This is a genomic window from Acidovorax sp. SDU_ACID1, from assembly GCF_045291395.1.
Classification (GTDB): domain Bacteria; phylum Pseudomonadota; class Gammaproteobacteria; order Burkholderiales; family Burkholderiaceae_C; genus MR-S7.
In genome coordinates, this window is record NZ_CP152342.1 from 1,561,408 (window position 1) to 1,573,702 (window position 12,295).

The 12,295-nt window shown below is 63.3% G+C and carries 12 protein-coding genes, 1 other RNA gene and 2 pseudogenes; 6 read left to right on the forward strand and 9 right to left on the reverse strand.

Translation table 11 applies throughout. From position 1 onward, the window contains the following. The first annotated feature begins 205 nt into the window (after positions 1 to 205). The 5 genes and pseudogenes from ompA (at position 206) to AAG689_RS07735 (ending at position 4,189) form a co-directional block, all read left to right on the forward strand. On the forward strand, positions 206 to 868 hold the full coding sequence (gene ompA, locus AAG689_RS07715; RefSeq protein WP_406625446.1) for an outer membrane protein OmpA: 663 nt from the start codon (positions 206 to 208) through the stop codon (positions 866 to 868). A 77-nt stretch (positions 869 to 945) separates the two neighbouring features. After that, entirely contained in the window at positions 946 to 1,659 is a 714-nt protein-coding gene (gene ubiG / locus AAG689_RS07720; protein WP_406625447.1) for a bifunctional 2-polyprenyl-6-hydroxyphenol methylase/3-demethylubiquinol 3-O-methyltransferase UbiG, read from the forward strand. Beyond that, entirely contained in the window at positions 1,656 to 2,333 is a 678-nt protein-coding gene (locus AAG689_RS07725) for an HAD family hydrolase (protein ID WP_406625448.1), read from the forward strand. The genes ubiG and AAG689_RS07725 overlap by 4 nt, the downstream gene beginning before the upstream one ends. 12 nt (positions 2,334 to 2,345) lie before the next feature. Next, positions 2,346 to 2,724: a transfer-messenger RNA gene (ssrA, locus tag AAG689_RS07730) on the forward strand. A 251-nt stretch (positions 2,725 to 2,975) separates the two neighbouring features. Next, positions 2,976 to 4,189, forward strand: a pseudogene (locus AAG689_RS07735) (tyrosine-type recombinase/integrase). Positions 4,190 to 4,505: 316 nt separating this feature from the next. Here AAG689_RS07735 and AAG689_RS07740 read toward each other — a convergent pair. The 4 genes from AAG689_RS07740 to AAG689_RS07755 all read right to left on the reverse strand — a co-directional run bounded on the left by AAG689_RS07740 (position 4,506) and on the right by AAG689_RS07755 (position 6,947). Next, a complete protein-coding gene (locus tag AAG689_RS07740) occupies positions 4,506 to 4,781 on the reverse strand; it encodes a transposase (RefSeq protein WP_406625449.1) in 276 nt (91 codons plus the stop codon). After that, positions 4,778 to 5,149 carry a transposase gene (locus AAG689_RS07745; RefSeq protein WP_406625450.1) on the reverse strand — a complete coding sequence of 124 codons (372 nt, stop codon included), beginning with the start codon at positions 5,147 to 5,149 and terminating at the stop codon, positions 4,778 to 4,780. The genes AAG689_RS07740 and AAG689_RS07745 overlap by 4 nt, the downstream gene beginning before the upstream one ends. Positions 5,150 to 5,290: 141 nt before the next feature. After that, positions 5,291 to 5,443, reverse strand: a complete 153-nt coding sequence (locus AAG689_RS07750; RefSeq protein ID WP_406626409.1) for a hypothetical protein — start codon at positions 5,441 to 5,443, stop codon at positions 5,291 to 5,293. A 256-nt stretch (positions 5,444 to 5,699) separates the two neighbouring features. After that, positions 5,700 to 6,947: a tail fiber domain-containing protein gene (locus tag AAG689_RS07755; RefSeq protein ID WP_406625451.1), complete on the reverse strand. Its 1,248-nt coding sequence runs from the start codon at positions 6,945 to 6,947 to the stop codon at positions 5,700 to 5,702. 678 nt (positions 6,948 to 7,625) lie between these two features. Between AAG689_RS07755 and AAG689_RS07760 the strand changes: the two genes are divergently transcribed. Beyond that, complete coding sequence (locus tag AAG689_RS07760; RefSeq protein WP_406625452.1) at positions 7,626 to 8,267, forward strand: IPTL-CTERM sorting domain-containing protein; 642 nt, start codon at positions 7,626 to 7,628, stop codon at positions 8,265 to 8,267. Positions 8,268 to 8,581: 314 nt separating this feature from the next. Here the strand turns inward: AAG689_RS07760 and AAG689_RS07765 are convergent. The 5 genes and pseudogenes from AAG689_RS07765 to AAG689_RS07785 form a co-directional block, all read right to left on the reverse strand. After that, a pseudogene (locus tag AAG689_RS07765) lies at positions 8,582 to 8,767 on the reverse strand (transposase); the annotation flags it as partial. Between the two features lie 216 nt (positions 8,768 to 8,983). Then, positions 8,984 to 9,703: an ABC transporter ATP-binding protein gene (locus AAG689_RS07770; RefSeq protein ID WP_406625453.1), complete on the reverse strand. Its 720-nt coding sequence runs from the start codon at positions 9,701 to 9,703 to the stop codon at positions 8,984 to 8,986. Beyond that, positions 9,703 to 10,431 carry an ABC transporter ATP-binding protein gene (locus AAG689_RS07775; RefSeq protein ID WP_406625454.1) on the reverse strand — a complete coding sequence of 243 codons (729 nt, stop codon included), beginning with the start codon at positions 10,429 to 10,431 and terminating at the stop codon, positions 9,703 to 9,705. Before AAG689_RS07775 ends, AAG689_RS07770 begins: the two co-directional genes overlap by 1 nt. Positions 10,432 to 10,480: 49 nt before the next feature. Next, positions 10,481 to 11,368 (reverse strand): branched-chain amino acid ABC transporter permease, encoded by an 888-nt coding sequence (locus tag AAG689_RS07780; RefSeq protein ID WP_406625455.1) that lies wholly within the window; start codon positions 11,366 to 11,368, stop codon positions 10,481 to 10,483. Further along, on the reverse strand, positions 11,361 to 12,254 hold the full coding sequence (locus AAG689_RS07785; RefSeq protein WP_406625456.1) for a branched-chain amino acid ABC transporter permease: 894 nt from the start codon (positions 12,252 to 12,254) through the stop codon (positions 11,361 to 11,363). The genes AAG689_RS07780 and AAG689_RS07785 overlap by 8 nt, the downstream gene beginning before the upstream one ends. Positions 12,255 to 12,295: the final 41 nt, after the last annotated feature.

Sequence of the window (12,295 nt, forward strand, 5' to 3'; positions counted from 1 at the left end):
GGAAAAGTCCATTTTAGGTGCAAGACTGTGTCGCGGCAGAGCAACATAACCCCGGGATTGCGCTTTCGTCCTACGGTTCTGGCCCGGCCAAAGCCGCCTTTGCGTTGTTACGTATGGCACAATCAAATCAACGTTTTTGGTGATGGTCACTGACGACGTCCATGATTCGCAGCGCGGCTGCGGCTTTTTCCCCAAGAGGAGAACCATGAAGAAACTGAACAAAGTGGCGATGTTGTTGGCCTCTGCCGTGATTGCAACCTCGGCTGGCGCCCAAGTGAAGGCCGCAGACGGTGGCAAGGTCATCGACAACTGGCAGAACGGTTCCGGCGAACTGGTCTGGAAGAACGGTACCAACGAACTGTGCTGGCGCGATGCCAACTGGACGCCTGCTACCGCTGCTGAAGGCTGCGATGGCGCTCTGGTGAAGGCTGCTCCCGCTCCCGCCGCTGCACCTGCTCCGGCTCCCGCCGCTGCACCTGCTCCGGCTCCCAAGCCGGCTGCTCCGGCTGTGGCAAGCAAGGTGACCTACGCCGCCGACGCTTTCTTCGACTTCGACAAGTCCGTGCTGAAGCCCGAAGGCAAGGCCAAGCTGGACGATCTGGTCTCCAAGATCCAAGGCATCAACCTGGAAGTCATCATTGCCGTGGGCCACACCGACTCCATCGGCACTGACGCCTACAACCAGAAGCTGTCGGTGCGCCGCGCCGAAGCCGTGAAGGCCTACCTGGTCTCCAAGGGCATCGAGAAGAACCGCGTCTACACCGAAGGCAAGGGTGAGAAGCAGCCCGTGGCCGACAACAAGACCAAGGAAGGTCGCGCCAAGAACCGCCGCGTGGAAATCGAAGTGGTGGGTACCCGCTCCAACTGATCTTCTCCACGATCGAAAAAAAGCCCCGGAAACGGGGCTTTTTTTATGGCCCGAAGCCTCCATGGGACAATGAACGCATGAATGAATCCGTGAATGCCGACCCGGCCGAACTGGCCAAGTTTTCGGAGCTGGCGCATCGCTGGTGGGACCCGGACAGCGAGTTTCGCCCCCTGCACCAGATCAATCCTCTGCGCCTGGACTGGATCGACCAGTTGGCTCCCCTGGATGGACGCAAGGTGCTCGATGTGGGATGCGGCGGCGGGATTCTGGCCGACTCCATGGCGCGCAAGGGCGCGGAGGTGACGGGGATCGATTTGGCCTCCAAGGCACTGCGCGTGGCACGCCTGCACGCGCTGGAGGCGCAAACGCCCCGCATCCAGTACCGCGAAATCAGCGCGGAAGCACTGGCGCAGGAGGCGCCCGCGTCCTTTGACATCGTGACCTGCATGGAAATGCTGGAGCATGTGCCGGATCCGCATTCCGTGGTAGCCGCCTGCGCGCAACTGGTCAAGCCCGGCGGCTGGGTGTTCTTCTCCACCATCAACCGCAACGCCAAGGCATTCGCATTGGCGATCGTGGGAGCGGAATACGTGCTCAGGATGCTGCCGCGCGGCACGCACGAATATGCCAAGCTGATCCGCCCGAGCGAGTTGGCCGCTGCCTGCCGTGCTGCGGACCTGGATGTAGTGCAGACGCGCGGCATGCAGCACAACCCGCTCACGGGACGGTACTGGCTCAGCAGCGACACCAGCGTGAACTACCTGTTCGCCACACGGCGTCCCGCCGCATGAGTGCCTTCGCATCGGCGGGTATCCGCGCCGTGCTGTTCGACCTGGACGGCACGCTGATCGACAGTGCGCCGGACCTCGGCTCTGCCGCGGACCAGTTGCGCGTCCACCGCGGGCTGCCTTCGCTGCCGCTGGACGCCTATCGCTCCATGGCCGGGGCGGGGGCGCGGGGCATGCTGGCGGTAGCGTTCGGCATCACCCCTGAACACCCGGACTTTCCCGCCTTGAGAGAAGAGTTCTTCACCAACTACGAGCGCTGCATCCACGACCGCACCTATGCGTTCGAGGGGGTGCCGGAACTGGTGGCGGCACTGGGCCGCAATGCGCTGCAGTGGGGGATCGTCACGAACAAGGCGACACGCTTCACTTCGCTCATCGCGCAGCGCATGGCGTTGTTCGGCACTGCGGGCGCTGTCGTGAGCGGAGACACGACCCCGCATTCCAAGCCCCATCCCGCCCCCTTGCTGGAGGCCGCTGCACAGTTGGGCGTGGCGCCGCAGCACTGCATTTACGTGGGCGACGATGAGCGCGACATCGTGGCCGGGCGCGCGGCCGGCATGGGTACGGTCGCTGCAATGTACGGCTACCTGGGCGCTCACGGCGCCCCGCAGGGCTGGGGAGCGGATGCGATGGCCGAATCTCCGCTCGAGGTCTTGAAACTGCTGGGACTGGACTAAAATAGATGCCATGGGGCTGTCCCGGTTTCGACGTGGGTTCGGAATCGGCGTGGTGCATGTCGAGCTTGAGTGACGCTCGTAAATCTCCATTCACTAAAGTAACTGCAAACGACGAACGTTTCGCACTCGCCGCTTAAATACCGGTGAGCCTTGCAACAGCACGCTGATGGGCTGGGCAAGGGGGCCGCAAGGCCTCCCGGCTGCAAGGGAATTCACATCAGCTGGTGGCATGCCGGGTACCTTGGCATGGCACGAGATTCAAGGGTGCTGGCATCCCGCATAGCGTGCGTCTGTGCGATGGGGGATGCGAGATTCAAAACAGAACGCTAAACATGTAGATCTGCCCGAAGAAGGCTTGCGGACGCGGGTTCAATTCCCGCCAGCTCCACCATAACCCCATCCAAGGGCGTCCACACTAATCCAGTGGACGCCCTTTTTCATTGGTGAATCAACAACTTGCAGTCCATGGCCGTCTACAGCCGTCCATGCCCAGCCAAGCAAAAGTGGGGGTACAAGTGGGGGTACAAACCCAGAAATCTGGTGAAATCGGTGTTTTGTACCCCCACTTCCCTCTGTAGAAGGTGGTTCGCCATAGGGGAATCTGTACCCCCACCGGCTGCCTTCATCCTTCGTTTTGTACCCCTGACTGACCTTGAGTGCCGCAACGCCGTATGTCCCCCCGAGAGCAAGCAAGCACGATTCAGTGATTCGGCCGGGCTCTACCTGCAGGTCAGCCCGAACGGCTCCAAGCGCTGGTTTCTCAAGTACCGGGTCAACAACAAGGAAAAGCAGTTCGCTCTAGGCAGCTACCCAGCGGTTTCCCTGACGGCTGCCCGCCGGGCCAGGGATGCCGCCAAGCACCAAAAGGCCACCGGGGTCGATCCGGTGCAGGTCCGCAAGGTGGAAAAGCTCAAGGCGACGAACCCTGAGGGAGACTCTTTTCAGGTGGTCGCGCTGGAATGGCACGCCAAACAGAGCCCGGTTTGGAGCGAGGGCCATGCTGCGCGAGCACTTCGCCAGTTCGAACGCGATCTGTTTCCATGGATAGGCGAGCGCAGACTGGTCGATATCAAGCCCGTAGAGCTGTTGGCCACCCTGCGAAAGATCGAAGAACATGGTGCGATAGAGACAGCAGACCGGGGTTTGATGCTTGCCAGACAGGTGTGGCGCTATGGCGTGGCCACAGGACGGGTAGGGCGGGACATCACTGGCGACCTCAAGGGAGCGCTGTCGCCATACCGGGGGAGGCATTTCGCTGCCATCACCGACCCGGCCAAGCTGGGGGAGCTGTTGCGCGCCATACAGGCGTACCGGGGCGGGCCTGTCGTGCGCGCTGCATTGCAGCTTGCCCCCCTTCTGTTCCAGCGGCCGGGCGAATTGCGCGCCGCCACCTGGGCCGAAATCAATTTGGATGCCGCGCTTTGGACGATCCCCGCCGCTCGCATGAAGCGCGGCAAGGATGGCAAGGAGCATGGCGAGCCACATCTGGTGCCTTTGCCCAAGCAAGCCGTGGCCGTCTTGCAGGAACTGCACCCGTTGACCGGCCGGGGCGCCATGGTGTTCCCAGGCGAGCGCAACCACGACCGCTCCATCTCTGAAAACTCAGTGCTTACCGCATTGATCTCCATGGGCTACACGCCCGATGTGCACACATGGCACGGCTTCCGGGCCACAGCCCGCACCATGCTCGCGGAGCGCTTGGACGTGGACCCCTTGGTAATCGAGGCCCAACTGGCCCACGCCGTCAAGGATGCCAACGGCCGCGCCTACAACCGCACACAGTACATGGCCCACCGTAAAAGATGATGCAGCGATGGGCCGACTACTTGGACGAACTGCGCGCCAGCCAGCGCTGAACCACTCCGCCAGCATTGCAGGGGCTGCGCCCACCTATACCCGCCGCCCTGCGGCTGACATGCAGTGCTGCGGTCGATGGCATACCAGCGTGTCGGTGCGAAAACGGCACCCCCTCTAGAACGCACCAGAACGCCCGCACAGCGAGGCCCACCCTATGCGCTGCCGCGCCGCCCCCTGCTGGCGGGCCTGCAGGCTCGCCCCAGGCGTACAACCACGCAACCCCGCAGCGCGCCACCGCAGCCCCGCCTCGCCCCCGGGCTTCGTGTGTCGTTTTTGTCGGGGGGTACTGCTTCAGGCGAGCAAAGAAGTTCTCGATCAGGTGACGCGCCTTGCCTTGTATAGATGCCGCTCGTATTCGCGCTGCACGGTGCGTGTGCGAATGCTGGGAATGACCACGGCCTTGCCTGCTTGCAATAGGGGCTCAACCACTCTTTGCTGCGCGTCATAGGCTTTGTCGGCGATGACCATCTGCGCATCAATGTCCTTGAGCAGGACATCGGCACCCTCCAGGTCCGATGCCTGGCCCGCCGTAAGCACAAAGCCCGTGGGATTGCCCAGCGCATCCACTGTGGCGTGGATCTTCGTGCTCAAGCCTCCCCGGCTGCGTCCGATGGCTTGCGCTGAGGCCCCCCTTTGCCGCCTGCGCTGTGCTGGTGGGCTCGCACGATGGTCGCGTCGATCATGGCGTATTCGTTGTCGGCGTTCTGGGCCAATACTTCAAACAGGCGTTGCCACACACCGCGCCGGCTCCAGCGCATATGGCGCAGGTGCACCACGCGGAAGTCCCGAATCGCTCGGGCAGGATCGCGCCAGGCAATGCCCGCGCGATAGCGGTAGAGCACCGCATCGACGAACAGGCGGTTGTCTTTGGCAGGCGCTCCAACGTGCCCGGCCCTGCCGGGCAACAGGTCTTGGATTTGCAACCACTGCTTATCTGTCAGGGCGTATCTGCGGTTCATGCTCCTGATAACGGAGCAACATCAGAGTCTGATGACACGCCCTAGGGTGCGCGGGCCTGCTGGGCTATCTCTTCGCGCCGGCGCGCCGCGCGCCAGCCGTCATGTCGCCGTTGCGCCGGCGGCGGGCAGACCCGCGCCAGCTCAGCCTGTCCGAGGTGCAGCCATGACCAGAGAGACTGTTGGCCAACTCATCGCCCGAGTGATGGCGCAGTACTCCTCCTCGACGCTGGTGCCCAGCTCCGCCTGCTTGAGCGCAAAGGCAATCTGATCCTCAGTGAACTTGCTCTTCTTCACGACATACTCCTGGCCCGATTCGGGCTTTCATCATGCCGGTCGTTCTGTTACTGAACGGTACGGAAACCTGGAACAGGGTCAGTCACTACCCTGAATGGGGCACGGGACTGGTCAACGCAAACTAGGTTGCAGCCCCCGCCGTTAATCCTGCCATATTGGAGACTATGCTTTCAGATCTGTGCGGCAACTGTTAGAGATTAGATGGATGCGCTGCTATGGTAAATAGCGCCACGCCCGAGAATGAGGGACTGGCTATCTACCGCGCGCCCTTCAGCCGTTCAATCTCAAGTCTCAGCAATTCAATCGTCTCCTGCTGCTGCTTTAAGAGTGTGTGAAGCCCCTGAATCGCAGCCAGTGCCGCTCCATCTGCATCGATGGTATTGATCGTGGTGTCGTTTTCCCCAAGGCCAAAGGCAGCACGGAAGTCCTGCGCCGTTGGACCTATGTGGCGAATCGCTGGATCTTGAGTTTTGTAATTCCAGGTCTGAATGGGAAGGGCAACCACCTGTTCAAGCACTGCCACAGGATCCACGTCGGCAAAATTTTCCTTCTTCGCCTTGTCACTGATGCTGCTCCACGAGCCGCCACCTGCTGCCACCTCTACGCCAGAAGTCATGTTCTGAGACGTATACAGTTTGATTCCACCGCATCCGCGAGCTACAAACTGGTTATTGGCCGTGGAGCGTACGGCATCGGACGAAAAGCCTGCACAGCCATCTCCGATCACCACGCTGCCTTGGTGATGCGCCCAAGCATTTTTGCCGATAGCAAATGCGAAATTACCGTATGCTTGGTTTTGAAGCCCTATTGCAACGCCAAAGCTGCCCGATGCAACAGAAGGCCCTAAAACAACGGAGGCCAAGCCTGACGCAATCGAGCTGGGCCCGAGAGCTAATGCATCATCGTTGGTAGCTTGGGCTCCAGAACCTAACGCAATGGCTCCCACTCCGCTTGCTGTGCCATTGAAGGCGAAGGCTCGAGCTGCGCTTGCCGTGCCATTGTTGCCCCACGCAACGGACTCGCTGCCCGATGCCGTTGTGGCCAATCCTGCTGCGAAACTATTGTTCCCTGACGCCCGGGAGTTTTCTCCAAAAGCAACAGAGCCCGAGCCAATGTTATTTTCGTCCCAGTAGGTGCTACCAAAACTGCCGACGCTGCCTGCGCGAAAGGCATATTTGCCGGGATACCACATCATTCGAGCGCCAGCACCCGTGGCTGGCACTTGGCCATTGGCTATGTCGCCCCCCACAGTGAATGCGCCATCGTCCGACAGGCGCATCACGGTGCCTGCTCCAGCGTTGTACCCAATATTGATCAGTGCATCGTTTCCAGAGCCGATCCCTTGGAGCGAGGCGATGCTGACCAGGGGCAGAAGTGCACTCGACTGGGTGGCGGCAGGAGACAATTCCACCAAGGCATTTCCGGTGGCAGCACCGCGTGCAGCAAGTAGAGACCAGTTAGCGGAATTGATCGGAGATGCGCTGGTGCCACTTGCATTGGCCACGGCAATATAGGAAGAACCGCCATATTCGACAGCGTCACCAGGGGCATAGGCGGCCGCGGCAGACCACTGGCCACGCCAAGCCAAGCCTGCAGGCCCTGTAAGCCCCGTAGCACCTGGCATACCGGGCGTTCCCGGGGCGCCCGCTGCGCCAGCAGGACCGATCGGGCCCTGTGGGCCTGCGGGGCCCACTGCGCCGGTATCGCCTTTCTCGCCCTGTGGCCCTTGAGGACCAGCGAGAGCTGAAGGCGCACAGCGGCCCAAGACACCAGTGCCATCGTGGCAGACCACGCTCGAGAAGGTCGGCGATGCTGCCGGCAACTCTGGGATACGCACCCCATCCCCTGAGACACGCAGCACAGGTGTGTTGGGCGCGGAATTAATAACGACCCCCTCCCCCGGGGGAGGGGTGATGGAAATATCTGCCGCGCATGCGGAGCCCGCCAACAGAGCAGCGACGAAGGAAAGCAGGTGCTTCATGGTTCTGTGGGGAAAAGGGTTTGACCGATTGAGAGGAATTGTGAGGATAGTAGACAATCGTCAAATCTTACAGCTTCAAGTTGTGTTATTTCGCGGCTGTTGCCTAAGCAGGCCCAGGAGAATTTCGATGAGAGCAATGCTGGGCCTTCTGGTCATCGGTCTGACAAGCGCGTTGCTGCTGTGTGCTCACGCGTCAGCGCAATGGCACGTTCCACCCGTGGCATCGATGAAGGTGCAACTGCAGGCGTACTCGATCTTTCCTGCACTGAGCTCACAGTGGAGGGTGAATTGGACTTAAGTGGAGGGTCTTTAGCCCTGGATGCCAATGCAACGTTTGCCAGTAGCGCAAGCGTCACCGGAAATGGCTTGATTTCAGTGGGTGGGGACTTGGTGACGAATGGCTCTCTCGACCTGGATGCTGTCAGCGTGGTGCTCCGGGACGGGTGCAATGCGGCCAACAGCAGCCGTGTCGCCGGCAGCCTGCGGTTGCGAGACCTTACGCTGAGCAGCAATACGGGCCGCACCTTCGTCATACCCGAAGGCATCAATATCACCGTTCTCGGAATGTTGACCATTCAGGGAACTGCAGCGCTACCCGTGCGACTATTGCCGTCGGGAGGTACTGCAGTAATTGCGCTTGGCCCTTCGGCAACGCTCGTGCGGACTTTTGCAAGCGTGCCTCCCACGGTTCTGATTGAGGCAGGTGCGCCTCCTGGCGCGGCGCCAATTCCCACTTTGAGCCAATGGGGCCTGATCGGGATCTCGGCTGTCCTTATGGTAATGGGGCTGGGATGGATGCGACGCAAAGGGCAGCCAACTTGCATCGGTTTCCTACTCCGGTGAACGGGTAGGAGGCTTCAACAGCGTCCACGCCTCCACATCGAGAGCCTGCGCGAAGCGCTCGATATTCGACAGAGACACATTCCAGCGTGATCGCTCCACCGCAGACACGTAAGTCCTGTCCAACTCGTACTCCATCGCCAAGCGCTCTTGCTACCAGTCCTTGTCCGTCCGCTTGAGGCGTACCCAGTACGCGAGCACAGCGCGCAAATCGCCCGGATCGGGCAATCGAGAAGGAGGCTGGGGCTTGGCTGGCATTCCCCGAGCATGCGCTCTTCGGTCACGCGGCGCAGTTCGGCCTTCAGGCGCCGCAGTTATTCTGTTCGCGAAACCTGAGCCCGCTGCTCGGCCTTCGGCACCGAATAGGCTGTGATCTATTTGTACAGGCTGTGCTGGCTCACGCCGATCCGAGCAGACACAGCAGCCACCCGGTGGTCTCGCTCCGTGATCTGTTCTACTGCCTCGATCTTGAATTCTTCCGGGTAGGGTCGCTTTGCTGTCATGGCACCTCCTATTGGGTCTCAGGTTTGAGGCTCAGAGGTGTCTAGGAAACCAGGGAGGATTCACCCGGGGCGATTCAACTTGCTCATGGCTTAATACTCTCAGAGTGTTGAGCCTCCGCGAAAACCGAGGGGTTCAAATCAGGCTGGGCGACTGAAATTGAGCAGGGCTAAATGTAGATCGTGCGGACCCTGCAAAGCATTTACTGAGCCTATAGATCAGGCGGCCCGGCCGCCCATGTACAGCTCGCGCACCTGCGGGTCGTGCAGCAGCTCGCGCGTGGTGCCGGTGAGCGCCACGGTGCCCATCGAGAGGATGTAGGCACGGTCGGACATGCGCATGGCCTCCATGGCGTTCTGCTCCACCATGAGGATGGACACGCGCTCCTTGTCGCGCACCTCCACGATGGCGGCGAACACTTCCTGCAGCACCTTGGGCGAGAGACCGGCCGAGGGTTCGTCCAGCAGCAGCAGGCTGGGGCTGGGCATGAGCGCGCGCGCCAGCGCCAGGATCTGCCGCTCGCCGCCCGAGAGCGAGGCGGCGGGGGCGTTGATCTTGCGGCCCAGCACGGGGTACAGGTCGCACAGTTGCACCATGCGCTGCTGGCAGGCCTGCGGCGGCATGTAGTGCCCGCCCACCTGCATGTTCTCGCGCACGGTGAGGTTGGCGAACACGTTCTCGGTCTGCGGCACGAAGCCCAGGCTGCAGTGGCGGATCTTGCGGTGGACGGGCATCTGCGAGCGGTCCTGCCCCTCCAGCGTGACGGTGCCGCTGCGCGGCAGCAGCACGCCGGCGATGGTCTTGAGCAGCGTGCTCTTGCCGCAGCCGTTGGGGCCGAGCAGGGTGACGATCTCGGCCTTGTCCACGTGCAGCGAGATGCCCTTGAGGATGTCCACCTCGGGCGTGTAGCCCGCGACGATGTTGTCGATCTTGATCATCAGGCGGTCTCCTCCACGGCCTTCGGTTCCACGCTGCCCAGGTAGGCTTGCACCACGTGTTCGTTCGACGCCAGCTCGTCGGGCCGGCAGCTGGCCACGATGCGGCCGCGGTCCAGCACGATGCAGCGCGTGCACACTTCGCGGATGAAGTGCATGTCGTGCTCCACGATCACCAGCGTCATGCCCTGCGCGTTCAGGCGCTGCAGCGCGGCCACGATGTCGCGGCGCAGGTTGGGGTGCACGCCGGCCGTGGGCTCGTCGAGCATCAGCAGGCGCGGGTCGCCCATCAGCGCGCAGACGATGCCCAGCAGCTTCTTCTGCCCGCCCGAGAGCGCCGAGGCAGGCAGGTCGCGCACGCGGGTGAGCAGCAACTGCTCCAGCAGCGCCGTGGCCTTGGCGTGCGCGGCGGCCTCCGCCTGCCGGCTGCCCGTGGTGCCCAGCAGCGTGCCCCATACGCCGTGGTGCGACGTGGCGGCGGCCATGGCCACTTCCATGACGGACATCCGGCGCGGCATGGAGGGCAGCTGGAACGTGCGGCCCACGCCGGCGGCCACGATGCGGTGCGCGGGCACCTGGTCGATGCGCCGGCCCTCGAACTCGATGCGGCCGCGGTCGATGGCTTCGAAGCCGGTGATGGTGTTGAGCAGCGTGCTCTTACCCGAGCCGTTGGGCCCCAGCAGGCCGACGATCTCGCCGGGGGCGATGTCGAACTCCACGCCGTGGAGCACCTGGTTGCCGCCAAAGGCCTTGGCGACGTCGTGAACGCGAAGCAGGGGGTCATGGGATCTTCCGCAGTTTTTCAGGAACCAGGCCCTCGCTACGCCACAGCAGGCAGGCCAGCAGGATGGCGCCGATCAGGCCCAGGCGCAGCGCGCCAGCCACGTCGGAGTCGAAGCCGATCCAGTCCTTGGCGAAGGGCACGAGCACGTGCGCGGCCTGCACGGTGACCACGCCCACCAGCACGCCCAGCGTGTTGCCCAGGCCGCCGATCATCACCATGGTCCACAGCAGGAAGGTCTCGGAGGCCAGCATGTACTCGGGCCCCGCGAAGCTCATGTAGTGCGCGTAGAGAAAACCACCCAGCGCGGTGACGGCAGCGCTGGCCATGATGGCGCGGGTCTTGAGCGTGCGCAGGTTGTAGCCCAGGCAGGTGGCGAACTGCGGCTCCTCGCGCATCAGCCGCAGCGCGCGGCCGAAGCGGCCGTTGCCCAGGCGCGCGCACAGCCACGCGGCGGCGGCCAGCACGCCGAGCACCAGCGCCAGGAAGGCCACGGCGTTCCAGGGGCGCGGCAGGCTGTCGAACAGCGCGGGAATGGCGCTGATGCCGTTGGCGCCGCCGGTGAGCCAGCCCTCGTTGGTGGCGATGGTGCGCAGGATCTCGGCGATAGCCAGCGTGGCGATGCCCCAGTAGTCGGAGGCCAGCTTGCGCCCCAGGCCCGCCATGAAGGCACCCAGCAGCATGGCCAGGCCCACGCCTAGCGCCAGGCTGGGCAGCGGCGCCCAGCCCAGGCCGAAGCCGATGCCCGCCGCGTAGGCGCCCAGGCCCGCGAAGGCGATGTGGCCGAAGTTCAGCAGGCCCGCGTAGCCCGCCTGCAGGTTCAGGCCCAGGGCCATCAGTGCGTAGATGCCCGCGATGGTGACGGTGGAGACGGCGAAGTCAAACACGGCGGACCTCCCGGTCGAACAGCCCGTAGGGCTTGAAGAGCAGCGCCAGCAGCAGGATCAGGAAGGAGCCGGCCGAGATGTAGCCCACGGGCATGAAGGCCAGCTCGCGCCCGAGCAGGGGGCCGAAGTTGAGGTTGGTGACGGCGGTCTCGGTCAGCGCGATCAGCAGCGCGCCGAACACCGCGCCGATGGGGTTGCCCAGCCCGCCGAGGATGGCTGCCGCGAACACGGGCAGCAGCAGGTCGTTGCCCAGGTTGATGTGCGCACCGGTCGAAAGCGCGAGCATGCTGCCTCCCAGCCCGGCGATGGCGCCGCTGGCGAAGCTCACGCAATAGGTGATGCGCTCGGCGTTGAGGCCCGAGGCGTTGGCGAGCATGGGGTTGCTCGACAGCGCGCGCATGGCGCGCCCCAGCCGCGTGTGGAACAGCACCAGCATGAAGAGCGCCAGCAGCACGATGGTGGTGCCCATCAGGTAGAGCTGCGTCCACGCGATGCGCGCACCGCCGATTACCAGCGGCTCCACGCGCGGCAGGTTGAACATGCGTGGGAACGACCCGGCCAGCCCCTGCATGATGGCGATGACCAGCATGGCCACGGCCAGCGAGCCGATCATGGCGATGGCAGGCCCGCCGCGCAGCAGGCGCTGGAATACCAGCACCTGCAGCCCCAACGTGAGCAGCCCCGCCGCCACGCTGCCGGCCAGCAGTGCGCCGACCAGCGGGAAGCCGCTGGACTGCAGGGCGTAGCTCACATAGGCGCCGAACATGGCGTACTGCACGTGCGCCACGTTGGGAAATTTCACCAGTCCGTAGAGCATGCTCAGGCCCAGCGCGATGAGCGCCAGGTCGGAGGCACGCAATACCGTGTCGACGAGGAATTGAAGCATCGGGGATCTCGGGCAAGGGGAGCGCAGGCCGTGCAGGCCTG

Coding starts and splice junctions, on each gene's coding strand:
- AAG689_RS07745 (WP_406625450.1), bottom strand. CDS start 5,149: ATGAACCGCAGATACGCCCTGACAGATAAGCAGTGGTTGCAAATCCAA.
- AAG689_RS07785 (WP_406625456.1), bottom strand. CDS start 12,254: ATGCTTCAATTCCTCGTCGACACGGTATTGCGTGCCTCCGACCTGGCG.
- ubiG (WP_406625447.1), top strand. CDS start 946: ATGAATGAATCCGTGAATGCCGACCCGGCCGAACTGGCCAAGTTTTCG.
- AAG689_RS07760 (WP_406625452.1), top strand. CDS start 7,626: ATGGCACGTTCCACCCGTGGCATCGATGAAGGTGCAACTGCAGGCGTA.
- AAG689_RS07725 (WP_406625448.1), top strand. CDS start 1,656: ATGAGTGCCTTCGCATCGGCGGGTATCCGCGCCGTGCTGTTCGACCTG.
- AAG689_RS07770 (WP_406625453.1), bottom strand. CDS start 9,703: ATGATCAAGATCGACAACATCGTCGCGGGCTACACGCCCGAGGTGGAC.
- ompA (WP_406625446.1), top strand. CDS start 206: ATGAAGAAACTGAACAAAGTGGCGATGTTGTTGGCCTCTGCCGTGATT.